Origin of the sequence: Rhizobium sp. NLR16a, from assembly GCF_017948245.1 — a bacterium.
Classification (GTDB): Bacteria; Pseudomonadota; Alphaproteobacteria; order Rhizobiales; family Rhizobiaceae; genus Rhizobium.
The window spans coordinates 439336-462726 of the sequence record NZ_CP072866.1; the positions used below are offsets into that span (position 1 = coordinate 439336).

Here is a 23391-nt window from a genome sequence, read left to right on the forward strand (position 1 = left end):
CGACAAGGCCTCACGGGGATCACGATGAACTGGATAGACAATCTGCGCCGCAGCTTCCTCGATTGGAGCGCGATGGCGGACGTGCTGCCGAGCATGATCAGTGTCGGCCTGAAAAATACTCTGATCCTTGCCGCGGCATCGACCGTGCTCGGCGTCGTCATCGGCATGGTTCTTGCCGTGATGGGCATCTCTCAGTCTCGCTGGCTGCGGCTGCCGGCGCGCATCTATACCGATATCTTTCGCGGGCTGCCGGCCATCGTTACGATCCTGATCATCGGCCAGGGCTTTGCCCGGATCGGACGGGATATCTTCGGCCCGTCGCCATTCCCGCTCGGAATACTGGCGCTCAGCCTGATTGCCGGCGCCTACATCGGCGAAATTTTTCGATCGGGCATCCAAAGCGTCGAGCGCGGCCAGATGGAAGCCTGCCGGGCGCTCAGCATGAGCTATGGGCAAGGCATGCGCCTGATCGTCATTCCGCAGGGTGTGCGGCGCGTGCTGCCGGCGCTGGTCAATCAGTTCATCGGCAACGTCAAGGATTCGAGCCTTGTTTATTTCCTCGGATTGCTCGCCTCAGAGCGGGAGATTTTCCGCGTCGGGCAAGACCACGCGGTCGTAACCGGCAACCTGTCGCCACTGCTCCTGGCAGGTGTTTTCTACCTCGTGATCACCGTGCCGCTGACCCACTTCGTCAATTACATCGATGCGAGGCTGCGATTGGGAAAACAGGGGCGGGGTCCCGGTCCCGGGAGTGGATTGGTCGAGGTGACCGAGCTTGCGGCGGCGGTGGGCCCCCACTCCATCACCGGCGTCGCGAGCTGCGATAATCAGCATTTCAAGGGCGGGACGATTGAAATCCGAGATGTGAGTATGGCTTACGGAGAGCTCGAGGTACTCAAGGGTGTCGATCTCGATATCGCCGCCGGAACCGTCACTTGCATCATCGGCCCTTCCGGCTCGGGAAAATCGACGCTGCTGCGTTGCATGAACAGGCTCGTCGAACCGAAGGGTGGCGACATACGGCTCGACGGCGAAAGCATCCTGGCCATGAAGCCGGAAAAGCTCCGTCGTCGGGTCGGCATGGTGTTCCAGCACTTCAACCTCTTTCCCGACCACACCGCTTTCGAAAACGTCATGCTTGCACTGACGAAGATCAAGAAGATGCCGAGGCAGGAGGCGCGGCGCGTCGCCGAGGCGCGCCTGGCCGATGTCGGTCTTGCCGCGCGCCGGGATCACCGGCCGGCAGGCCTCTCCGGCGGGCAGCAGCAGCGCGTCGCGATCGCGCGGGCATTGGCCATGGATCCGGAGATCATCCTGTTTGACGAGGTGACGAGCGCGCTTGACCCTGAATTGGTGAAGGGCGTGCTCGACCTGATGGCGAGGCTCGGTCGTCAGGGCATGACGATGGCCGTCGTGACGCATGAGATGGGGTTTGCCCGCCGCGTCGCCGACCAGGTGGTCTTCATGGATGAGGGCCGTATCGTCGAAGCCGGCTCGCCGCAGCAGATCTTTGACAATCCGCGAAGCGAACGGCTGAAGCGCTTCCTTGCGGAAGTTCTGTGAGGCGCCAGCCGTAAGGCGTGCAAATTCGGTTCGATCAAGCAAGAGCAGGAACAGGGTACCCGACATGAATGCTTCCACCAAACCTTCGAAGGTCGTTGTCATCGGCGGCGGGATTTTCGGCGTCTCGACCGCGCTCCATCTGGCCCGGCTCGGGGTTGATACCATGCTCATCAATGACGGCCCCCTTGCCAACGGGGCTTCCGGCCGGTCGCTCGCCTGGCTGAACTCGGCGCGAAAGCGCTCCGATGCCTATCACCGGCTGCGTCTGGCAGGCATTGACCGCTATCGTACGCTGGCTGCTCGATATCCCGATGCGCCGTGGTTGCGCTTCGACGGCGGCCTGACCTGGGACGCGGACGACGCGAGCAACGAGATCGCCGAAGTCTTCGACTATGAACGTGACCTCGGCTATCACGCACAATGGCTCACCCCGGAGAAGATCGCTGCGGTAACGCCCGGCGTCGACCCAAGCGCTGTGACGCCGCAAGGCGCTATCTTCAATCCGGGGGAGGGGTGGGTCGATCTTCCATCCCTGATTGGTAGGCTTTCGGAAGAATTCCAGGCGCTGGGCGGCGAGATCATCACGGATGCCGGACGCGCGGCGGTCGATGTCAGCAACGGGCGTGCCAGCTGCGTGGTCACACCGGACGGCACGCGCCACGACGCCGACGCCGTGCTGCTCGCTGCAGGCAGCGAGGTTCCCGCAATCGTTGCGGAGGCCGGCCAACAGATCGAGGATGCAACGCCTGTCGCCCTTCTCGTCAGGACAAAGCCGATCCGCCACCCGCTGAAGGCCGTGCTCAACACGCCGCGTGTTGCCATTCGACCGATGTCCAATGGGGGCTTCGCACTCGATTCCGCCTGGTCGGAGGAAGAGGTAGGCGTCAACCCCGACGGCAGCTACAATGTCAGGCAATCGACGCTGCAGGGACTGCTGCGGGAAGCGTCGAAAGTCCTCGAAGGCAATCCGGTCCTTGAGATCGAAGATTATGGGGTCGGTCCGAAACCTATTCCTGGCGATGGCGAGCCTGTTTTCGGCGAGCTGTCCTCGATCCCGGGTTACTTCGTCGCCTTTAGTCATAGCGGCGCCACCCTTGGCCTGATTGCCGGCGAGCTGTTGGCGGATGAGATCGCCACGGGCCGCCGCCATCCGCTGCTGGCGGCGTTTCGCCCTGAGCGCTTCAGCGCATCGTGCCGGTGACGTCCGCGATATGGGTGGCTGCCAGCCTGATCGGCGCGCGGATCATTTAGAGCCATCGAGCGTTCTGCCGAAAGGAACCAATGGGAGACGCAACATGTTCAAGGATCAGGCCGCCGCCTTCGGCGCCGAAAATAACCGAGGCGATGCCGCCGCTTCAATGCCGAATGGAGAGGAACCAGCCATCAATCCGGATCTCATTCGGCGTGAGGGCTTCGCGAGCGAGGCCGAATACCGCGCCTACTTTGCCACATTGGGCAGAGATGTGTCCGCTCCGACCGAAGATCACGTGGGAGAACCGGTGCGGACCTCCGGGGAACACATCCTGGAAAGCCGGCTGCAGGAATTGAGGTGGGAACTCGAAATTCTGCAGGCTCGTCTTCATGGAATCAGACGCCAGGCCGCGACCGTTGTCACCGAAAACCTCCGGTGGGCTGATTCCAGCGCCCATGCCCAGCTTGGCGATCAGCCCTGGCTGAAGCTCGCCGGCGCGATGGCGGGTGCCTTCGTCATCACCAGGGGTTTGAAGCGCCTGCCTTGGGGAACTGTGGCGACAACGGCGCTCCCCCTGGCCGTCGCGGCGATGAACAGAAAGCTCGCTCGGCGGTGATGTGGCAGGCACAGATGGTTCTGCGTGAGATCGCGCGCCGGTTCCTTAATCATGAAGGGACGCCATCATCTCGCCGAAGTGTTCGTGACATCCTACCGCTTTAAACGGAGGCGAACATGGCTGGACATGACGATCGCTACGTCGAGATTACCACGCGTCTTCGCTCGGTACGGTCGTTCTGCGACTTCCTCTCGCAGGGCGGAACTGTCCGCGTCGCCCTATCGGAGGGCGAACCGTACAAGGATGTTACTGCCGCGCTGCTGGAGCGGAATCGCCGGGAGGCGGAGGCACTCGCCCGCACGCGCAGGTACCTCTACCCGGAGCTGGCCGACGAAGAGGTGGCGCCGCCGCTCTACAGCCATCACTGACGCACCCGCGCGTCGTGACCATCGCGAGGGTAGGATGGGATGGGCCTAAAGCGCGTCGCGATCTTTCGGATTCGTCTGCCGCGCTTTGCGTCCTTGTGCTTACGCATGTCGTTATTGCAAAACCGCTGCACACTTTTGCGCGACATGCTCTATGCAGCGGCAACCCGGCGTGCCTCCGTTTGATCCAGCTGGAACTGGTCGATCAGCTGCAGGAGCGTTCTGGTCTCATCGGCAAGTTCCTTCGTCGCCGCGCTGGTTTCCTCGACCATGGCGGCATTCTGCTGCGTCATCTGGTCCATCCTGTTGACGGAAGAATTGACCTCGTGCAGCGCGTTGTACTGCTCCCGGCTCGAGCGGGCGATGACATCCATCTGCTCGGATGCGGTGACCACTTTTGCGGAAATGCTTTCAAGGACCTCACTCGTTTCGCGAACGACCCGCGCGCCGTTGGTGATCTCGGCTCGCGAACGTCCGATGAGTTGCTTGATCCGTTGGCCGGCCTCCGCTGAGCGCTGGGCGAGATCGCGGACTTCCTGGGCCACGACCGCAAAACCTTTGCCGGCCTCGCCGGCGCGGGCCGCTTCGATGCCGGCATTGAGCGCGAGCAGGTTCGTCTGAAAGGCGATGTCATCGATAACGCCGATGATCTGCACGATCTCGTTGGAAGCCGCCTCTATCTTGCTCATCGCCTCGATGGCGCTGGCTACCACCTCGGATGAAGAATCGGCGGTCTTCTTGGTATCCGTGATAATCTCACGGGCATCGTCGGCGCAGGCCGCTGATGAGCGAACCGTCGTTGTAATCTCCTCGATGGCGGCGGCGATCTCTTCGAGCCCTACGGCCTGCTGTTCCGTGCGCTTCGCGAGGTTGCTGGCGGACAGATCCATCTGACCGGCATTGCCCTCGATCATCCGCGTGTTGGTGCGAATCTGGTCAATCGTTTCCTGCAGACGAAGCAGCGACGAATTGAAATCGTTACGAAGTTGCTCCAGCCGGCCGAAGAAAGGCGTCGCGATCGTCTGGGAGATGTCGCCTCGCGCCAGGCGCCCGAGCCCCTCGGCCAGTGCCGTCACAGCAAAATCGATCTGCTGCTCGACAGCGCGTTTCTCCTCATCATTACGGTGCCTTTCCTCCTCGGCCCTCGTCCGTTCGATCTCGCTGCGCTCCTCAATCTCGACCTTGGCGATCGCATTGTTCTTGAAGACACCAAGCGCACGAGCCATGTCGCCGATTTCATCGGCGCGACTTTCGCCGACGATCGACGTTTCCAGCCTGCCGTCCGCCAGTCGCCGCATTGCCGAGGTGATCTGATTGATCGGCCCTTTAAGCGTCACAGTCAGACCGATGCCGGCTAGAATTGCGATCACCACGCCGAGGATCGTTGTTCCAAGCGACATGGAGTTGGCGTCATCGCGTTCGTCGGCCGCGTTCTGCCGCTGCATTTCGGCGAAAGCCGTCAGCTGGGACCACATCCGATCCACATCGGCGGCGGCGGCACGGAATTCGTCCTGGCGCTGCGCGCTGATGCGGACGAGGTCGGCAGCGGATTTCTGCATCTTGTCCAGCGCCGGCAGAAGCTTCGGTTTGAGATTGTCGAATTGTCTAACGCCGCCGGCATTGGAAACCAGCATGTCCAGACCTTTTCTGACGGCGGTGATCTCCTGCGAAAGCCGCTGGAGATTGGCGTCCGTCGGGGCCAGCGCCAGCTTCGCCAGGACGATCTGGATCACGTAAGCCGAGGTCGTCAGCTTCTGACCATCTCTCTGACTGGTCTTGGCGCGCTCGACCATTTTGGCTGTCTCGGCCGCCTTGTCGGTCACGGCCTTCAGCCGCCGTGTGGCGACCACCCGCAATTCGGGCAGGCTGCCGACGATCTGGCCAGTTTTATCGCTAAGCGCGGCTGCGCGTTCATCGGTCTGGCCAGAGGTTTCGACGAGCGGCTTCAGGGAAGCGACGGCGTCGTCGATCGCCTTTTTGGCATCCGGCGCTTCGCCGCCAAGGGCCATTCCCACGATGCGCTGCTGCCGGGCGAGTTGCTCCATATCCGGCCTGGCAATCGTGCCTGCGGCCTGGGCCTTGTCGTTCAGCAATTGGGCGAAGGACGCGAAGTCCGAAATACGCTGTGCGTCGGCGAGGGTGTTGCGGGATTCATCTTCCTGCAGGTCGGCGGTACGCTGGAGAGCCTTGGTCCCTTCGACAATATCTGTCTGAGACGATACGACGACGCTCTGGGCTTTCTGAAGATCGGTGAGCAGCGCTGCCCTGCTCTCCTGAAGCTGCCACAGCAAATCCATGCGGGCTGCAATTCGGTCAATGGAAGAGAGCACCTGCTCCAGTTCCTGCTGACCACTATGATCTGCGCTGAGCCGCTCGATGCCGGATTTCAAAAGGCTGCGCTGGTCGGCAAGCCTGGCGTTGACGGCCTCCCGGTTTTCCTGCGTGGCATTGGCGAGGAACTCGGCCATTGCCGCCGACAGATTGCGAAAGCCGCTCAAGGATTGCAGGACGGAGTTGGAAATATCCATCCGCCCCTGAAGCAGACTCGATGCATAAAAACCCGTCGCGCCCACGGCCATGATGCTCAAGATGAACGGAATGATGAACAGCATCACCTGCGTCTGGATGCGAACCCGCGATAACAGCCTTCCCAGCATCAAACCCCTCCACCCCTGCAGGAAACAGCCGATCTCGAGTGAAGGTCCCGATCCGCTCGAATCGACTCTATCCGTCTCCGTCCCGACACCTATGGGATCGCGGAATGAATATTTCATAACGCCTAATTCGTGAAATATTCGTTTCAATGTCGCTATGGGTGAACGTTGAATGCCGTTTTCTGCCGGAGACTCCACCGCCGCTGGCGAATGATCAGGCGAAACTGATTTCTGCAAGAAGAGGGAGGTGGTCGGAGGCGACCCTCGTCAGCCGGCTTTGGAGCACTATTGCCCGTTGGACGACCAGGTCTTCGGTGACGAAGATGTGGTCGAGACGCATCAGCGGATAGCGGGAGGGGAAGGTCGCTCTCGGCGCATCGCTGCCTGCGAGCTGGGCGTCGGTCAATGAGCGCGCGGCAAGCCGGTAAGTCGCCGATGACGGAATGGCGTTGAAATCGCCGCAGAGAATGCTTGGAACCGGTTCGTCCGACGGACCGCGCAGCCAGCCGGAATTCAAGAGCGTCGTCATCTGCCGAATGCGCTCGCGCCCTCGAAGGCCGAGATGAGTATTGACAACGAGCAACTTCCTGTCGCCGAGCAATATTTCGACGGACAACGCGCCCCTCGCTTCGCCGATGGAGGGCAGCGGACCGGCCTTGACCGCGCCGGTTGGCAACGCGGTGATGATTGCATCGCCATATTGCTCCTCGGCAATCGACAGCGCAGGGTGAAAATGAGCCTGCATCTTTAGAAGGGAAGCGATTGCATGGGCCTGGTCGACGCCGCCGGTCCTGCGCCTGAGGACGTCGACCTCCTGCAGGGCGACAATGTCGGCTTCAGCCTCGGCGATGACCGAAGCGATCCGCCCGGGGTCGAGCTTCCGGTCGTTGCCGATGCAGCTGTGAACGTTATAAGTTAGGAGTTTGATCGATCTATCCGGCATAGGTCCGCTGAAGCTGATCTCCCCTCGAGAGACGGGACTCGTTCTCCCCCAGGGGAACACAGAACTCTTTTGATCGTTCCAAATGATCGAGCCGTGGGGCTCGCACTTCGGAAACGGACAATCGATGAATCTGAAAACCATAATCTGGAATGGACTGCTCGTTGCCGCCCTTTGCGTCGCGGGCTTTCTTCTCTATCGGATTTTCCGCCAGTACAGCCTGGAGCAGATCGTCCAATCGGTCCGCGGCATACCGTTTGCGACCTTCGCCACCGCGTTGCTCTTCGCGGCGGCATCGTATCTATGCCTCAGCTGTTTCGACTTGCTGGCGATCCGTTCCCTTGGCAAATCCCTGTCTTACCGGAGGGTCTTGCTCGCCTCATTCATCAGCCTTTCGCTCGGTCACAATATTGGCTTTGCAGGTCTGAGTAGCGGCGCCTTCCGCTATCGTTATTATTCCCGCTGGGGACTGACGACGGAGGACGTGGCGAAGATCATCCTGTTCTGCGGTGTCACAGTGGGGCTCGGCCTCATCACGCTCGGCGGCCTTGCCCTGATCGTCAATCCCGCTGACGCGGCACGTCTGCTGCGTCTCGATGCGGCAAGCACCCGGGTGTTCGGGCTGCTGGCTCTGACCGTGCCGGCCGTCTACGCGGGGTTGGCGTTCTTCATCCGCGGCAAGCTGCGGCTGTGGCGGTGGTCGTTTCAACTGCCGCGCTTTCCGATCGCGGTGGCGCAGGTAGGCGTTGGGACGATCAACTTCATGCTGGTGTCCGCCTGCCTGCACCAGATGCTCGCGACCTTCGGCGACGTTGCCTTCTTCCGCTCCGTCACGGCTTACGTGCTCGCCAATTCGGCGATCCTGGCAACCCATGTCCCCGGCGGCCTCGGCGTGCTGGAGGCGACCGTCTCCTACGCCGTGCCGCAGCAGGCCTCGATCGGCGCGCTGATCGCTTTCCGCTGCGCTTATTTCTTCATCCCGCTGACGCTGGGCACGACACTTCTCCTCATCAGCGAATTCATCTTCCGGCGGTCACGCAGTGCGGGCGAACAGGCGGAGGAGCGCGCCGAGGCCCAGTCGGTGTAGGAGCAGAAAGGGCCGGCTGGGGTCGACGATCGCCGTACCTGTGATCGGCGAGACTTTGCCTGACAGTTCGACGGCAAATTCCCTGAGGCCGCGAGCCCCCCGGTTTAGCGCGTCGATCGCCTCGATCATCGAACCGCGTTGCGCGTAGGCAGCCGCGAAAGCCTCGGGAGCCGCTCCGAGATATTCCGCGAGAAGCCGATTGTACAGCTCCGCGATCGCGCGGCGATGCTCGCCGGTTTCAGCCTCGAACAGCAGATCGCATTCTGAATCAAGCCCTTCCGAGCGATTGTTGAGATTGGAAGAGCCGATGCGGACCAGTTCGTCGTCGGCGATTATCAATTTCGAATGGATGAGCACCTCAACCTCGCTGTCTGCCTGCACCGACTGCCCGGGCGTCTCAGGCCCGGGCACTTTCGGCCCGGGCACGACGGGGTAACAGACCCGCAGGCGGTTGGCGCGATCGGCGCGTTTGAGGCGGCGGATGACACGGTCGCGATTGCTGCCCATGACGAGCTTTTCGATCAGCCCGTGAGAACTGCGCGTGCAGATGACGACCACCTCGGGCCCGTCCTCCTCGTGCAACCGTGCGGCAATGGCGTCGGCGACGCGGAAGGAGGCGAGATATTGCGCCTCGATATAGAGTTGACGCCGCGCTCGGGCGATGATCTCCAGGGTCGATGCGATGCCGTCGCCGATACCGGTGCGCCAGGTGGTTTCCGGCTCCGTGAGGGCGAAACCGACCGGGATGTCTTGCAGCGATATCGAGAGATCGTCTGGCCAGGCGAAGGACAGGCTGCCGGCAAGTGGCAGATGCTTTTCGCCGGTGGCGTTTTCCCAGCGCCGCCTGGCGATATCGCCGATCAGCCGGGCGGCCTCGCCCGTAACCATCGCCTGCACGTCGTGCAGCGGATCGTAGGGGGCACCGTCGGGGTCGCGCCGCAGCTTGTCCTTGGCGTGATGGCGCCTGGTATCCCACCGCCGCGACGTCATGTCTATACCGCCGATGAAGGCGACCGCGTCGTCGATGCAGACGAGTTTCTGATGATGACAGCCGCGCAACGCGTACTGAAGATCGAAACGCAGATCGATCCTGGCATTCTTGGGGAAATTCTTCTTCCGAAGTAGATCTATCGATTTGTCCGAGTAGATCGGCCCGAGCGCCCAAATAAGAATGCGTATTTCGAGTTCGGGATTTTCCGCCGCCAGCGCATGCAGCAGGTCCGCCAAGGTTTCGTCCGACTTCTCGGGCTCCAATCGAATATTGGGATGGAAGTCCCATCCGATAATCCACACATTGCGGCGGGCCTGCCGCAACGCCCTTGAAACTTCGGCAAAATATTTGTTGCCGTTGATTAGAAAGGCGGCTTTTTCCGCGCGTCCCTGGAGCCGAAATGCCGCACTCCCCTCTTTTTCGCCTCCCCGATGTTGCGCTTTTGTTCGGCTCAGGTAGGGTTGATCGGAAATGGTTTCGAATGCGGTCATGTTTGCCTCGGCCGTTTTGACTGAAAACAAACGCCTGGAAATTCACCGGGTTCCCGATCCCGGCCGTCGCCGCACAGCGGGTCGAACAGCGAGGATATAGGAAACGAGATGTCACAGCGGGCAGGCAGCGCCGATCTTCCCCTTCACGGGGGACGTGTGCCGCATTGGCTCGGCGACAGGATGACCCGGTTGGGAACGCTGATCACCGAGGCGATCGTTCATCACTACGGCCGCGACGAATTTCTGCGCCGGCTTGCCCACCCTTTCTGGTTCCAGTCCTTCGGCGCGGTCATGGGCATGGATTGGCATTCCTCCGGCATTACGACAAGTGTTCTCGGTGCGTTGAAGCGCGGGCTGAAGCCGCGCGCCGGCGAGCTCGGCCTGCATGTCTGCGGCGGCCGAGGCGCGCATTCGCGCAAGACCCCGCAAGAGCTGGTCTCGATCGGCGAGCGCGTCGGCCTCGACGGGGAGGGGCTGGCGACGACGAGCCGGCTCATCGCCAAGGTCGACAGCGCCGCGCTGCAGGACGGCTTCGACCTTTATCTGCACGGCTTCATCGTCGCCGATGACGGTCATTGGGTGGTGGTGCAGCAGGGCATGAATGGCGACCGGCGGCAGGCCCGGCGTTATCACTGGCTCTCCGAAGGACTCGAAAGTTTCGTCGACTCGCCGCATGCGGCAATTGAAGGCAGAAGTCAGGGCGAAATTGTCAATCTCGCCGATAAACGCGCCGAGCGCTCACGGCGTGGTCAGCTCGACCTCTTGGCAACGCTCGGCCCCGACAGGATCATCCGTGAGGCGGCCGCGCTGATGCGTGCGGAGGAGCCGGCGCCCGAACCTGCCGAACAGCCGATGCTGCCGCATTTGGTCATGCCCACTCATCATGATGTCCGCGAGAGCGATGTCCACATGCGGCGCCTGCATGGAAATCTGGCGGCTGCGGCGGACCGCGGACCGGTGGACTTTCAGGAGTTGCTCCTCGTTCCAGGTGTCGGCGCCCGCACGGTGAAGGCGCTGGCGATGGTGGCGGAAGTGGTACACGGCGCGCCCTGCCGTTTTTCTGACCCGGCACGCTTCTCCATCGCCCACGGCGGCAAGGATCGACATCCCTTCCCGGTGCCGCTCAAGGTCTATGACGAAACGATCGACGTGATGAAATCGGCGGTGCGCAAGGGCAGGCTCGGGCGCGAGGAGGAACTGCAGGCGCTGAAGCGCCTGGACGATCAATCCCGGCAGATGGAACGCTATGTCACGGGTCCCGATCTCAAGGAGATCATCGCCGGCGAATTCCGCCAATCCGCCGATTTCGGCGGCCGCAGCGTCTTCGGCTGGGAGCCGCCGCCCGGGGATGAGGATTAGGCCATGACGGCGAATGTGTCAGCCATTTCGGGCGGCATCGTGCCATCGATTCGGAGTTTCAGGCCGATGCGCTGTTCAATCGCCCGGTGAAGGCACACCCTCGCGGATCTCTTTCGAAAATTCCTCGGAGGCGGCGGCACCCTTTGCCCGTGCGGTGATACGCGCCGCCGCTTTCAATTCCTCAAAAGGCAGCTTCATATCGAGCGCTTTCCGGTCATAGGCGAATTCCGGAAGGTAACCGTTCACGATCAGCCGCCAATCAAACGGAAATGTAGCGCCGACGGCCCGCATCATTTTAGCGGCAGTCGTGGTGCAGTTGGTGGTGAGCGAGTTGTAGAAGCGCGGGTGTTCGGCGAGCGTGTTCGCATCGCTCACATATTGCAGGAGAAGCCGAGCGGCATTGGCCGGCGGAACGCGCATGCGAAAAAGCTGAACGTCCTCGCCGCGTATGTTGGATCGGACAAGAATGACGTCGCTTTCGGTGGCCGCGATAATGACGAGGGGATTGCTTTTGAAGAGGTCGCCGATCGGAGAGAATTTACCCCCGGCCGTCCTCCGCACCTCGATCGACCATGCCAGGTATTGGTAGTCATCGAACCCGAAACTCAGGATCATGTGCGCCATCTCAGGCCCTGACCAATAGGACATGAACAAATCGAGGCTCCTGAGCTTGTTCAGGTCGTAGGTGCGCGACTCCCATTTCTCCACAAAACCGCCATCCGTTTTCCAGGCGAAATTTCTGACATTGGTCAGCGTGAGGATGTTGCCGTCGACCGTGCCTGTCACCTGCCTGGCGACGTCTCCCGCCCAGTCGGCCGTCACTGGCGGCTTTATTGAGGTCCACCAAACGGCGATGCCTGCAAAACATAGGACGAACGGAAGGACAACCATGGGGCGTGGCTTCCAGATTATGGAAACTGCCGCGGCAACACCGACCAACGCGAGGACTCCTGCTGCGACCTCTCGGACCAGCACGGAAACGGGCAGACGATAGAATAGCGCGAGAGAGGCCCATATGGTCGCCAGCAGAAACGCTAGACAGAAGACAGCCTTTGCAGCCCGAAACAATATCCGAACGAGCAGGGGCGCTTGCCGCCGTCCGCGGCCTGAATATCTTGACGCACTTTGGCTGTTGTTGAAACTCATGACGCCTTCCTATCCTTGTTGAAGGTCAATCGATGATTTCGGTGTCCCAGTCATGTGACGAGGGCCGAGAAGGCGTATTTATCCGGAGACGCGGCTCCCGTGACGAGGGGATGGCGAACAATTTGTCTTGAACTGAGGACGCTTGTCCAGTCCGCATCGGACAAAACCAAGAGTCTTACGAGCAAACGACAGTCGAATATATCCGGGCGATATGTCCGTGCCATTCGGAGCAGCGCCAGCAAGAGTAGATCCTTACCGGCAAGACGCATTCCTGAATGCCGATGCGGTTCGTCAATGGCCGTCGGGGGGGACGGCCTCCGCCGGCACCGTCTCCTTCAGGTTCTTCCGGTGGAAGATGAACAGGCCGGCAAAGACGATGATTGCGGCGCCGACGACGATCTGCATATCGGGAATATCGTTGAAGAAGATATAGCCCAGCACGATTGCCCAGAGCAGCAGCGTATATTGCAGCGGCGCCAGCAGCGATGCTGGCGCGAGCTTCAGCGAGCGGGTGATCAGCAGATGCGCGCAGGTGGCGACGATGCCGAGCAGCAGCATGCCTGACCAGTCGATGGGTGTTGCCGGCTGCCAGTGGCCTATGCTGAGTGCGATGCCGGTGGCGAGCGCCGCAACCGTCTGCCATGTCACGAGCGTGGTGTCGCTGGTCGAGCGGAGATAGCGGCTCATCACCAACGATAGGGCAAAGGCCAAACTGCCAGCGAGGCCGAAGAGGGAGGGAAGCGACAGCATTGCCGTCGACGGACGCAACGCGATGACGACGCCGGCAAAACCGACCAGAACGGCGAGCCAGCGGCGCCAGCCGATCTTTTCCCCGAGAAAGAAATGCGAGAGCGCCGCAATGTAGATCGGTCCGGCCATGTAGAAGGTCATGACATCGGCGAGCGGCAGATAGGCGACGGCGGCGTAGAACAGTGCGACATCGCCGGTCGCCATGACGACCCGCATGAACTGCAAGCCCTTCTGCTCGACGCGGAAGAGCGCCATCGGTCCCTGCCGCAGGATCATCGGCCCGAGCAGGATGAAAGCGCCGACCGAACGGATCACCAACACCTGACCGACGGCAAAGCTCGTCACCAGCCACTTGCCCATCGCATCGTTCAACGCAAACAGCAGATCGCCGAGAAGCATCAGCACGACGCCCGTCATGATCAGGTTTCCGGCATTGGCGACGGTCGCCTTCGTCTTCATTCCTCATATCCTCGCAAAGACGGCCGCGCATGCACGGCCGAGTGCGTGCGGCTTCGGCCTTAACGCGGCCGATGTCAACCATCCGTTTGAAACACCTGCGTTGAATTTCACATGGGTGATAGGGTGAGCGACTGTGCCCTAGCGCAAGCCCGACGGGCGCGCTGTTTTTTCTCGGCTTCGTCACTTCCGTCGAGTTGAGCGTAAACGCGGAGATCTGACCGCCTTCAGTATTTCCAGCTTGTATAGTCGTCCGCAACGCATCCGAACGGGGCGCGATCCTGACCGAACCGTTTCCGCAATTGAAGGCATCCCCATTTGTTCAACGGCGTCGGCATGAGGTTGTTGATATCCATCCCCGGCGACTGGAAAGGTGTGCTGGCACTTGTCACGTACCAAAGCCAGAAACCGATGAAGCCGGCGAGGATCAAGAGGAGGGTGCCAAAAAACAGCCGCAGCCGCGCGCCGACCGACATTGTCTTCCCGCGCTTGCCGATCAAGACCGGCACAGTCTGTCCACCGCCGTGCTGTGCGAATGGCGCAAGCGCAATCTTTCGCTCGTCATCCGTCAGCCCGATACGTTGCAGACGATCATCCAGAAGCACTGGCAGCGCTGTCCTGCCATGCCGGACCGCCAAGCCCACGGCTTTGCCGTTTGCCACCCCCACAATCAAAGGCTCCTGACCTCCCTTCATCTGGGTGTAGGCTGATCGACCTGTCCGATCGTTGGCGATCTTGTCATTGTAGGTAACGGAAAGAATGTTGCGCTTGCGATCAAACGCAGCAATTTCCACCGGTATGGTATCCAAGAACGCCGGTTGGCGCAGCTGCCGTTTAACACGCCAGATCCGCAACGCCTGGAACAGTGTTCCAAGGCTCATGCCGCCAAGAAACAGGGCAAATACGGTGAGGGTTATGATCCGGTTCCAGAGCTTGTCCAGACCGAGGCTCATTGTCGCCAATTCCGGATGGTCGGCCGAGATCACCACGCCGGTTTCATAATCGCCGGTATGAAAATCGACGAACATCACTTGGACTTCCGTGTCGTAGTTGCGTCCGTCGTAACTGTAGACGAGGCGCGCCTCACAGTTCGTAAAGAAGAGCTTGCGTGTCGTGCATCTCCCATTTTGGACGTCACCATTCTCAAGGGTCAACGGATTTTGGCTGACCTGAAAATCCCTGATGACGCCGGGCGCTTGCCAAGTGACCATAAACACCGCCAGTGCCGCGATGACGGGAGTGGCCCAGAAGTAAGCCCGCGGCGTGGAGATCACATCAGGTGCAAGCGATAAAGGGCGGCTGGGAAGAACGAGCGCAGGCACGGGGGAGGACGCCTTTCGAGTATTCGAGCTGAGAAATACGCCGGATAGGAATTTTGATCGAAGCGGGTGACAGCTTCGCAGTAATGTTCGCACTGATACATTGTGCGCCGGCCAAATGTCACTCTGGTTGTCTCGCGAGACCGGCACATCTTCACATAAAACTGGGGGTGTCATGGGTCGTGCGCTGGCGGACCATCGAGGGACGGTTTTCGTCGCCAGCATCGGTTTCAGGGTCTTGAGGTCATCAGGCGACAGCTGCACGAGATTGTCGTGGAGGTTCGAGATCAGCTCGGACACCGTGCGGGCGTTGTACTGAGCCGGATCGAGCGTGCGGATACCTGTCAGATTCGTCCCGATTAACAGCATGCTGGCGGCGATGCCGCCAGGCTCGGCTGCGCCGCCATCAGCGCGCCTGTCATTGCGATCGTCGTCAGTAGCTGTTTCAGCATCTCAAGACCTCCCAATCCTGTTGCTTGCGGGAATGATGTTTTGAATTAGCCGGCCGTCTTCACGTCCTGCCGGTCCGTTTGGATATCGCCCTCGGTCTCCCAGCCTCGAAGCAGCCGATGCAGCTCGTCGCGATCCTGCGCGTCGAGCCGCGGCAATCCTGGCACGCGTACCGGGCCGACATCGAGGCCGGAATAGGTGACGGCCTCTTTGACGACGGTGACGTTCGCGCCGTTGCGGAACTTGGTGCGCATCCGCTCGAAGGGTTCGAGCTTGTTGACGATTGCTCTCGCCGCGGCGAAGTCGCCTTTCTCAAGCGCTTCATGGACGGCGAGCGACAGCTTCGGCGCGACGTTGACGAGGCCCGAGGTGAAGCCGCGCGCGCCGGCCGCGGTGAATGTCGGCGCCCAGCTCTCCGCCAGGCCGCACACGAACAACGCGCCTTTGGGATCGGCGGCGGGGATCGCCCGCGCCAGCAGCATCAGATCTGTCGTGGCGAACTTGATGCCGGCAATATTGCCGTGATTGGCGAGGCGGACGATCTCGGCGACGCTGAAACCCTCGGCCCTGACGTAAGCGACGAGCGGCAGAGTGGATGCATCGGCGAGATTGCAGAAATAATCGATCTGGGCCGACGGCGCCGCGAAGGGATCGACCGGCTGATGCGACATGACCGCGGAGGCGCCGATCGCGGCCGCATCCCTGGCCATGCCGGTCGCTTCGCGCAGCGACCGGCCGATCGCCGCCGTCACCGGCGCCCGGCTATCCACACCCGATACCGCCGCCTCGTGGACGATCCGGATCTCTTGCGGCGTCAGGGCATAAAATTCTCCGGTATTGCCGGCCGCGACGATGTTGTGAATGCCGGCCGCGGCCACCCGCGCATAGACCTTCGCGGTAATCCGGGGCTCGACTTCGCCCCCGGCATCATAAGCCGTGACGGGAACGCCCGACACGCCCCTAAGCGCCTTGCGCATGATCGCGATGCTCATTTTTCTCCCCCGTTGGCTCTTCTTCCAGTGATCGTCAGCCGAACCGGAAGGGCGGCAGCCCCTCCGCATCGACATCGAAGGCAATGACCGTCCCCGCCTCGAGACGTCCGGTGCGGTCGCTCGACAGGCTCGTGACGTAGAGGGTGCTGAGATCAGGGCCTCCGAAACACGGCATTGTCGGTGCTGCGACCGGCAGAATGTAGATTTCAACGATTTCGCCGTCGGCCGATATTCTGTTCAGGCGGCCGGCGGAGACGCCGGCGCTCCAGTAGAAACCGTCGCGATCGGTGGTCGCTCCGTCCGGCCGGCCTTGTTCTTCGGTGAAACTGCGAAGGCGGCGTCCCCCGCCGAGTTCGCCCGTCTCGGGATTGAAATCGAAGGCTTGCAGAAAACACTGCCGGCTGTCGGAGTGATACATCCGCCGGCCGTCCGGCGACCAGGCAAGGCCGTTGGAACTCGTCAGCCCCGTTGCGACGGTCCGCGTGCTGCCGTCGGCGCCGACGCGGAAGAGCGCGGCGTCATTCATCTGCGGCTTGGCCTCGCTGATCGAGCCGACCCAGAAATGCCCATCGGGGCCGACCTTGCCGTCGTTGAGGCGGCCGATCATCTCTCGTCCCACGGGATCGCACAAAAATTCAAGCTGGCGGGAGACGGGATCGAAGAGGTGCACGCCCGTCTGGAGTCCGACAACGATCCTGCCGTCGCGGCATAGTCCGAGGCAACCGGTCGCGGAAGGCATGTCGAAGCGGTCGGCTTTGCCTTCGGCCGAGAGCCGGACGAGCGCCGGCGCCAGGATATCGACGAGCCAGAGCGCGCCGGTCTCCTCGTCCCATACCGGCGATTCACCGACCGTCAGCGGTTGCTGCAGGACAGGACGGATCTTCGGCTCAACGATGCGGGGTGCCGTCACGAGACTGTCTCCGGATCTTTGACGAGGCCTTCGGCATCGCGCATGCGGATGCTGCCATCGTGATTGTATTCGCAGAAGCCGCCGCCCTGGAATGCGCGGGCGACCCGTCCCTCCGCTGCGTCCTCGATATGGGCGTGATCACGCGGCCGGTCCTGCGGCTGGTAACCAAGCCGCGTCGCCAGATCGTTGTCCCACCATTTCGTGTCGGTATCGGAAACGCCATAAACGACTGTCGCGGCGATCTGCGGATGGGTGAGGCCGATCCGCACCAATTGCGCCAGATCCCGGGCGCTGATCCAGATTGCGATCGTGCGTTCGCTGTTGGGATAGGTGCCGGCATTGCCGATGCGGATGGATAGGGAGCGAATGCCCGACGTATCGTAATAGAGTCCCGCCACCAGTTCGCCCCAACATTTGGAAAGCCCGTAGGGGCTGTCCGGTCGCATGGGATCGAGCGGTGAAATGACCTCGCCGCGGGGATAAAAGCCGGTCGCATGGTTACTGGAAGCGTAGACCATCCTCTCGACCTTGTTGATCCGGGCGGCCTCATAGAGATTGTAGGTGCCGAGGACATTAGCCTGCAAAATAGCGTTCATATCGACGCCGCTGGCGATGCCGGCGAGATGAACGACGCCGTCGACGCCGCGCAAAGCGGCCGTTACCTCTTCGAGCTTCGACAGATCGGCGCGGACGAAGCTTTCATTTCCGGCCAGGTCCACAGGCTCGCGAATATCGATCAAGCGGACATGCTCCGCATGCTGCCGGAGGAACGGGCGCAACAGCGTCCCGACACGTCCGGCGGCACCCGTTATGGCGATCCGTCTCATCGTCCTTCCTCCCATTGTCGCTCAAACCCCCTGGAACATGCGGGCGCGCGCATTCAGTATGTGTCTCTTCATCGCGTCGTGCGCTTCGATTTCCCGACGTGCGAAGATCGCCTCTACGATGACCGCATGCTCGTCCTGAACGCTGCGGATCTGCTCCGGAGTCCGTTTCAGGCTCAGGCTTCGCGTTACGGAATGGCCGATGGCGAAATGCGGCTTGAACCATTCACGCACGGTGATGTGAAACTGATTTCCCGTCGCCATCGCGATCGCGTCGTGCAGGGCCTGGTCTTCGTCGGCGCCGAGTTCGCCGTTCCTCAAACATTGTTCGATTGCAAGAAGCGCCTCAGTGATCCGCTCCTTGTCGGCCGGCTGCCAGTTTCGCGCGGCAAGCTCCGCAGCTTCGGCCTCGAGGCCGGCGCGGAATTCGAAGAACCGCTGGACATCGGCAAGCGAGCCGACCGGGACCATTTTCAGCATCGACGAATCCGGCCGCTGCCGGACATAGGAGCCAGAGCCCTTGCGGGAAACGACGAGGCCATCGGCTCTCAGGCGTTCGAGCGCTTCGCGCACGACGGGTCTCGATGCGCCGAAATCGGCTGCAAGCCTGGTCTCCGACGGCAGCCGCTCGTTGACAGGGAAATTGCCGTCCGCGATCATCCCCACGATCTTCTCGTAGATGATGTCGCTGAAGCGCGTTGCGCCCCGGTTCGAAACGGCATCAAGTGCAAACGTCATTATCGCTCTTTTCTCCCCCGCCAAGTGGCAAATTCGCCCCGTCGGCTCTTCGCCCGGCGAGCAGAAGCCGGATATGCCTTCTCGACCATGCGCCGGGATGGCGCCGCGCCGTCACCGGCCGCGATGCGGCCTGTATACAGCTTCTGACAGATCTGTCTTCTTTCTCTATCCAACGCAGGATTGCCAACGGCTTGGCGTTGTGTCTGATACGGCATGTGCTATCGAATCTGTAATTATCTGTCAACTCTTGTAATCATTTGAGAACGTGTCTATGGTTTCGTTCCAGCGCCGAGGAGGGCGCAAAACGGCAGGTCGGGAGCCCGCCGCACCAGCCGGGACAAGCCTGTGCCGGCATAAAAGGGGAGGAATCGATGCCCAATGAAATTCTGTCTCGCGGTGTCACCCGCCGCGCCGTTCTCGGCGGCATGGCTGGTGCTGCAGCACTGTCCATCGCCGGTCGCGCCTTCGCCGCCGGCGGCGAAGCGCCTGCGCTGGCGCAACTGGTCAAGGACGGCAAATTGCCGCCGCTGGCCGAGCGCCTGCCGAAGAAGCCGATGGTGGTAACGCCGTTCGAGAAGGTCGGCACCTATGGCGGCACGTTGCGCCGCGGCCTGCGCGGTTCATCCGACCATAACGGCATCCTGCGCATGGTCGGCAACCAGAGCCTCGTGCGCTGGAATCTGGAATTCACCGCCGTGCAGCCGAACCTTGCCGAGCGCTGGGAAGTCAGCGACGACGCAACGCAATTCACCTTCCATCTGATCGAAGGCGTGCGCTGGTCAGACGGTCATCCCTTTACCGCCGACGACGTCGTTTTCGCGATCGAAGACTGCGTCAAGAACACCGAACTCTACAGTTCGACACCGGCGCAGCTTGCTGTCGCCGGCAAGCCGGTCACCGTCGAGAAGATCGACGATTATACGGTGAAGTTCACCTTTGCGGCGGCGAACGCGCTTTACCTCGAAAATCTCGCCACGCCGCTCGGCCAGCATCCGACGCTCTTCCCGAAGCATTACTGCAGCCAGTTCCTGCCGAAATACAATCCCAATATCGAGGCCGATGCGAAGAAGGCGGGCGTCACCAGCTGGACGGAGCTCTTCCGCAGCCGCTGCGGTGACATCGAGATCCCGACACGCTGGGGCAATGTCGACAAGCCGACCCTCGATCCCTGGGTCGTCAGTGAGCCTTATGTCGGCGGCGCCACGCGCGTCGTCATGGCCCGGAACCCCTATTTCTGGCAGGTCGATACGGCAGGCAACCAGCTTCCCTACATCGATGAGATCAATTTCGGCATTTCCCAGGACGTCGAATCGCTGATGCTGAACGTCATCTCGGGCAAGATCGATATTCAGGAACGTCACATCAGCGTGCTGGCCAACAAGCCGACGCTTTCCCAGAACATGCAGAAGGGCGATTATCGCCTGCTGACGCTCGTGCCTTCGGCCTCGCAGCAGTGCCAGATCTACTTCAACATCACCCACAAAGATCCTGCCATGCGCAAGATGTTTGCGGACAAGTCATTCCGGCAGGCGCTCTCGATCGGCATCAATCGCCCGGAGCTTATCGATATCGTCTATTTCGGGCAGAGCGAGCCCTACCAGGCCGGGCCGCGTCCGACCCATCCGTGGTATCATGAGAAATATGCGCGCCAATTCACCGAATATGATCCTGAAAAGGCAGGCGCGATGCTTGATCAGGCCGGTTATAAGAAGGGGCCGGACGGATTTCGCGTTCGGCCCGACGGTCAGAAGGTGTTCTTCGCGGTCGACGTCATTCCGACGCTTTATCCCGATCTCGTCGATGCCCTGGAGCTGGTCAAGACGCATTGGTCGCAGATCGGCATCGACATGAAGGTCAATACGATCGAGCGGGCCCTCTATTATACCCGCGGCGACGATAATGCCCATGATGCGCAGGTGTGGCCGGGGCCGGGTGGTCTCGATCCGATGCTTGACCCGCGCGATTTCTTCGCTTTCCATCCGCAGGGTTCGCGTTACGCCATTCCGTGGACGCTCTGGTATACGTCTAACGGCGCGCGCGGCGAGGAGCCGCCGGAAAGCCAGAAGAAGCGCATGAAGCTGTTCGACGAAGCGCGTTCGACGGCCGATCTCGACAAACGCGGCGCGATCATGAAGCAGATCTTCGACATCGCCGCGGAGGAATTCGAGACCGTCGGACTTTGCCTCGCCGTTGGCGGCTTCGGCATCATCCGCAATAATCTGCGCAATGTTCCCGAGAAGCAGCCGGATAGCTGGTCCTGGCCCAATCCGGGACCTGCGATGCCGCAGCAGTTCACCTTCACGAGCTGATTTTGATCGAGCGCCGTACCGACGGTACGGCGCTTTCTTCGGTTCGCCTTCCGATGCCTTGCCGGCGATGAGAGCCGGTTAGCCCCGAGGGCGGTACTCAATGCAAGAGGCGCCCATGCTGGTCTTTATCGCCAAACGTTTGCTGTGGATGATTCCATCGCTCTTTGCCGTCAGCTTCCTCGCTTTCGTGCTGATCCAGCTGCCGCCGGGCGATTACGTCACGACCTATATTGCGACGCTGGCGGCTTCCAACGAGATCGTCGATCAGAACACCGCGGCACAATTGCGTGAACGCTTCGGACTCGATGACCCGATGCTCATCCAATATTTCAAATGGATCTGGGGCATCCTCTCGCGCGGCGATTTCGGCATTTCCTTCGAATGGCAGCAGCCGGTGTCGGATCTGATCTGGGAGCGCATGGCGCTGACCCTGGTTCTCGCTCTTTCGACATTGATCGCCACCTGGGCGATTGCTCTTCCGATCGGCGTCTTTTCCGCGGTGCGCAAATACTCGATCGGCGACTATTTCTTCACCGCCTTCACCTTCTTCGGTCTGGCCGTTCCGTCCTTCCTCCTGGCGCTGGTGCTGATGTATATCGCAGCGGTCGAATTCGGCCAGGACGTCGGTGGATTGTTTTCGCCACAATATGAGAATGCGCCCTGGAGCTTTGCCAAGATGGGCGATCTCTTCTCGCATCTCTGGCTTCCCGTCGTCATCCTTGCCGTCTCCTCGACGGCGAGCCTCATCCGCGTCATGCGCGCAAACATGCTCGACGAGCTGCCGAAGCCTTACGTGACGACGGCACGGGCAAAGGGGCTCTCGGAATTCCGCCTGCTGATGAAATATCCGATGATGATCGCGCTCAATCCGTTCATCTCGACGATTGCCTGGCTACTGCCCAATCTCATCTCCGGCTCGGTCGTCGTCGCCATCGTCCTCAACCTGCCGACGGCCGCCCCCTTGCTGCTGCAGGCACTGATGGCCCAGGACATGTATCTGGCCGGCGCCTTCGTTCTGCTGATTTGCGCGCTGACGCTGATAGGCTCTCTGATCAGCGACATCCTGCTTGCGCTGGTCGATCCCCGCATCCGGTTGGAATAGGAGCCTGATATGGCCGACATCGCCGTTACAAACATTCAGCCGGATCGCGCCGCCGTCGCATCGCAGTGGCAGCTGATCTGGTGGGCTTTTCGCCGCCACAAACTGGCCATGGTGGCGCTCGTCGTCACCGTGATGATGTACATCGTTGCCCTGGTTCCGGGCTTCTTCACCATCAACGATCCGAACCTGCAAAATGCGCGGGCGACCTTCCACCCGCCGCAGAAATTGCATCTGATCGATACCGAGAACGGATTTTCCTTCGGTCCGCACTATTATCCGATGAAGCTGAGCCGCGATCCGGAAACGCTCGCCGCCATCTTCAAGGAAGACACGACGAAGCGCGTCGACGTCCAGTTCTTCGGGCGCGGCTATGAATATTCCGTGTTTGGCCTGTTCAAGACCAACATCCATCTGATCGCCTCGCCCGACAAGACGACGCCGTTGCTTCTCTTCGGCGCCGACCGGCTGGGGCGCGATGTTTTCAGCCGGACGGTTCAGGGTTCGCAGGTCTCGCTGTCGATCGGCCTCGTCGGCGTCTTCCTGTCATTGATGCTCGGTATCGTGATCGGCGGCATCTCGGGATATTACGGCGGCCGCATCGATTTCTTCATGCAGCGTGTAATCGACTTCGTGCTGTCGCTGCCGACGATACCGATCTGGCTCGCCATGGCTGCCGCCCTGCCGCAGGATTGGCCGGCGACGCTGCAATATATGATGATCACGATCATCCTGTCGCTGACCGGCTGGGCCCAGCTTGCCCGCGTCGTTCGCGGCCGCTTCCTATCCCTGCGAACCGAGGAATTCGTCGCGGCCGCCAGACTGGATGGCGTTCGTGAAGGCCGCATCATCTTTCGCCACATGCTGCCGAGCTTTGCGAGCCATATCATTGCTTCGATCACCCTCGCAGTGCCGGCGATGATCCTGGCTGAAACCTCTCTGTCCTTCCTCGGGCTCGGGCTGCAGCCGCCGACCATTTCCTGGGGCGTGCTGCTGCGCGAGGCCCAGAACATTCGCTCGATCGCCACGGCGCCCTGGCTCTTCCTGCCGGGCTGCGCGGTCGTGGTCGCCGTCATGGCGCTCAATCTCCTCGGCGACGGTCTGCGCGACGCGGCCGATCCCTACAACAAATGAGGCCGG

Annotated in this window: 19 protein-coding genes and 1 pseudogene; 9 read left to right on the forward strand and 11 right to left on the reverse strand. The window is 61.2% G+C overall.

All coding sequences use genetic code 11. The features are described from left to right. The first annotated feature begins 24 nt into the window (after window positions 1–24). The 4 genes from J7U39_RS32195 (at window position 25) to J7U39_RS21800 (ending at window position 3739) form a co-directional block, all read left to right on the forward strand. Window positions 25–1563: an amino acid ABC transporter permease/ATP-binding protein gene (locus J7U39_RS32195; protein ID WP_210631860.1), complete on the forward strand. Its 1539-nt coding sequence runs from the start codon at window positions 25–27 to the stop codon at window positions 1561–1563. 64 nt (window positions 1564–1627) lie between these two features. Continuing rightward, window positions 1628–2764 carry an FAD-binding oxidoreductase gene (locus J7U39_RS21790; RefSeq protein ID WP_210631861.1) on the forward strand — a complete coding sequence of 379 codons (1137 nt, stop codon included), beginning with the start codon at window positions 1628–1630 and terminating at the stop codon, window positions 2762–2764. A 94-nt stretch (window positions 2765–2858) separates the two neighbouring features. Then, window positions 2859–3371 carry a hypothetical protein gene (locus J7U39_RS21795; protein WP_210631862.1) on the forward strand — a complete coding sequence of 171 codons (513 nt, stop codon included), beginning with the start codon at window positions 2859–2861 and terminating at the stop codon, window positions 3369–3371. Window positions 3372–3487: 116 nt separating this feature from the next. Continuing rightward, a complete protein-coding gene (locus J7U39_RS21800) occupies window positions 3488–3739 on the forward strand; it encodes a hypothetical protein (protein ID WP_210631863.1) in 252 nt (83 codons plus the stop codon). Window positions 3740–3888: 149 nt separating this feature from the next. Here the strand turns inward: J7U39_RS21800 and J7U39_RS21805 are convergent, their stop codons facing one another. Together J7U39_RS21805 and J7U39_RS21810 are read right to left on the reverse strand one after the other, a co-directional pair. Continuing rightward, entirely contained in the window at window positions 3889–6393 is a 2505-nt protein-coding gene (locus tag J7U39_RS21805; RefSeq protein WP_210631864.1) for a methyl-accepting chemotaxis protein, read from the reverse strand. Window positions 6394–6604: 211 nt separating this feature from the next. Further along, a complete protein-coding gene (locus J7U39_RS21810) occupies window positions 6605–7333 on the reverse strand; it encodes an endonuclease/exonuclease/phosphatase family protein (RefSeq protein WP_210631868.1) in 729 nt (242 codons plus the stop codon). A 124-nt stretch (window positions 7334–7457) separates the two neighbouring features. Between J7U39_RS21810 and J7U39_RS21815 the strand changes: the two genes are divergently transcribed. Next, complete coding sequence (locus J7U39_RS21815; protein WP_210631869.1) at window positions 7458–8417, forward strand: lysylphosphatidylglycerol synthase domain-containing protein; 960 nt, start codon at window positions 7458–7460, stop codon at window positions 8415–8417. Here J7U39_RS21815 and J7U39_RS21820 read toward each other — a convergent pair. Beyond that, on the reverse strand, window positions 8364–9899 hold the full coding sequence (locus J7U39_RS21820) for a phospholipase D-like domain-containing protein (protein WP_210631870.1): 1536 nt from the start codon (window positions 9897–9899) through the stop codon (window positions 8364–8366). The genes J7U39_RS21815 and J7U39_RS21820 overlap by 54 nt on opposite strands. Window positions 9900–10007: 108 nt before the next feature. On the opposite strand from J7U39_RS21820, the gene J7U39_RS21825 reads away from it, so the two are divergent. Beyond that, window positions 10008–11258: a DUF763 domain-containing protein gene (locus tag J7U39_RS21825; protein ID WP_210631871.1), complete on the forward strand. Its 1251-nt coding sequence runs from the start codon at window positions 10008–10010 to the stop codon at window positions 11256–11258. A 75-nt stretch (window positions 11259–11333) separates the two neighbouring features. Here the strand turns inward: J7U39_RS21825 and J7U39_RS21830 are convergent, their stop codons facing one another. The 8 genes and pseudogenes from J7U39_RS21830 to J7U39_RS21865 form a co-directional block, all read right to left on the reverse strand. Further along, the gene (locus J7U39_RS21830; RefSeq protein WP_259669051.1) at window positions 11334–12149 is read right to left on the reverse strand and encodes a DUF4105 domain-containing protein; all 816 of its coding nucleotides are present in this window, start codon (window positions 12147–12149) and stop codon (window positions 11334–11336) included. Window positions 12150–12695: 546 nt separating this feature from the next. Next, entirely contained in the window at window positions 12696–13613 is a 918-nt protein-coding gene (locus J7U39_RS21835) for a DMT family transporter (protein ID WP_210631873.1), read from the reverse strand. 224 nt (window positions 13614–13837) lie between these two features. Further along, window positions 13838–14932, reverse strand: coding sequence for a hypothetical protein (locus J7U39_RS32270; protein ID WP_210632203.1), 1095 nt, complete (start codon window positions 14930–14932; stop codon window positions 13838–13840). Between the two features lie 180 nt (window positions 14933–15112). Beyond that, a pseudogene (locus J7U39_RS21845) lies at window positions 15113–15381 on the reverse strand (ABC transporter substrate-binding protein); the annotation flags it as partial. 45 nt (window positions 15382–15426) lie between these two features. Beyond that, entirely contained in the window at window positions 15427–16371 is a 945-nt protein-coding gene (locus J7U39_RS21850; protein ID WP_210631874.1) for a dihydrodipicolinate synthase family protein, read from the reverse strand. A 34-nt stretch (window positions 16372–16405) separates the two neighbouring features. Continuing rightward, complete coding sequence (locus tag J7U39_RS21855) at window positions 16406–17281, reverse strand: SMP-30/gluconolactonase/LRE family protein (RefSeq protein WP_210631875.1); 876 nt, start codon at window positions 17279–17281, stop codon at window positions 16406–16408. Then, the gene (locus J7U39_RS21860) at window positions 17278–18108 is read right to left on the reverse strand and encodes an NAD(P)-dependent oxidoreductase (RefSeq protein WP_210631876.1); all 831 of its coding nucleotides are present in this window, start codon (window positions 18106–18108) and stop codon (window positions 17278–17280) included. The genes J7U39_RS21855 and J7U39_RS21860 overlap by 4 nt, the downstream gene beginning before the upstream one ends. Window positions 18109–18129: 21 nt before the next feature. Continuing rightward, the gene (locus tag J7U39_RS21865) at window positions 18130–18843 is read right to left on the reverse strand and encodes a FadR/GntR family transcriptional regulator (protein ID WP_210631877.1); all 714 of its coding nucleotides are present in this window, start codon (window positions 18841–18843) and stop codon (window positions 18130–18132) included. Between the two features lie 371 nt (window positions 18844–19214). On the opposite strand from J7U39_RS21865, the gene J7U39_RS21870 reads away from it, so the two are divergent. The 3 genes from J7U39_RS21870 to J7U39_RS21880 all read left to right on the forward strand — a co-directional run bounded on the left by J7U39_RS21870 (window position 19215) and on the right by J7U39_RS21880 (window position 23385). Then, a complete protein-coding gene (locus J7U39_RS21870; RefSeq protein WP_210631878.1) occupies window positions 19215–21152 on the forward strand; it encodes an ABC transporter substrate-binding protein in 1938 nt (645 codons plus the stop codon). A gap of 115 nt (window positions 21153–21267) precedes the next feature. After that, entirely contained in the window at window positions 21268–22254 is a 987-nt protein-coding gene (locus J7U39_RS21875; protein ID WP_210631879.1) for an ABC transporter permease, read from the forward strand. A gap of 9 nt (window positions 22255–22263) precedes the next feature. Then, complete coding sequence (locus tag J7U39_RS21880; protein WP_210631880.1) at window positions 22264–23385, forward strand: ABC transporter permease; 1122 nt, start codon at window positions 22264–22266, stop codon at window positions 23383–23385. Window positions 23386–23391: the final 6 nt, after the last annotated feature.

Coding starts and splice junctions, on each gene's coding strand:
- J7U39_RS21820 (WP_210631870.1), bottom strand. CDS start 9,899: ATGACCGCATTCGAAACCATTTCCGATCAACCCTACCTGAGCCGAACA.
- J7U39_RS32195 (WP_210631860.1), top strand. CDS start 25: ATGAACTGGATAGACAATCTGCGCCGCAGCTTCCTCGATTGGAGCGCG.
- J7U39_RS21850 (WP_210631874.1), bottom strand. CDS start 16,371: ATGAGCATCGCGATCATGCGCAAGGCGCTTAGGGGCGTGTCGGGCGTT.
- J7U39_RS21805 (WP_210631864.1), bottom strand. CDS start 6,393: ATGCTGGGAAGGCTGTTATCGCGGGTTCGCATCCAGACGCAGGTGATG.
- J7U39_RS21875 (WP_210631879.1), top strand. CDS start 21,268: ATGCTGGTCTTTATCGCCAAACGTTTGCTGTGGATGATTCCATCGCTC.
- J7U39_RS21815 (WP_210631869.1), top strand. CDS start 7,458: ATGAATCTGAAAACCATAATCTGGAATGGACTGCTCGTTGCCGCCCTT.
- J7U39_RS21830 (WP_259669051.1), bottom strand. CDS start 12,149: ATGGTTGTCCTTCCGTTCGTCCTATGTTTTGCAGGCATCGCCGTTTGG.
- J7U39_RS21825 (WP_210631871.1), top strand. CDS start 10,008: ATGTCACAGCGGGCAGGCAGCGCCGATCTTCCCCTTCACGGGGGACGT.
- J7U39_RS21865 (WP_210631877.1), bottom strand. CDS start 18,843: ATGACGTTTGCACTTGATGCCGTTTCGAACCGGGGCGCAACGCGCTTC.
- J7U39_RS21795 (WP_210631862.1), top strand. CDS start 2,859: ATGTTCAAGGATCAGGCCGCCGCCTTCGGCGCCGAAAATAACCGAGGC.
- J7U39_RS21880 (WP_210631880.1), top strand. CDS start 22,264: ATGGCCGACATCGCCGTTACAAACATTCAGCCGGATCGCGCCGCCGTC.
- J7U39_RS21810 (WP_210631868.1), bottom strand. CDS start 7,333: ATGCCGGATAGATCGATCAAACTCCTAACTTATAACGTTCACAGCTGC.
- J7U39_RS21835 (WP_210631873.1), bottom strand. CDS start 13,613: ATGAAGACGAAGGCGACCGTCGCCAATGCCGGAAACCTGATCATGACG.
- J7U39_RS21870 (WP_210631878.1), top strand. CDS start 19,215: ATGCCCAATGAAATTCTGTCTCGCGGTGTCACCCGCCGCGCCGTTCTC.
- J7U39_RS21800 (WP_210631863.1), top strand. CDS start 3,488: ATGGCTGGACATGACGATCGCTACGTCGAGATTACCACGCGTCTTCGC.
- J7U39_RS21860 (WP_210631876.1), bottom strand. CDS start 18,108: ATGAGACGGATCGCCATAACGGGTGCCGCCGGACGTGTCGGGACGCTG.
- J7U39_RS21790 (WP_210631861.1), top strand. CDS start 1,628: ATGAATGCTTCCACCAAACCTTCGAAGGTCGTTGTCATCGGCGGCGGG.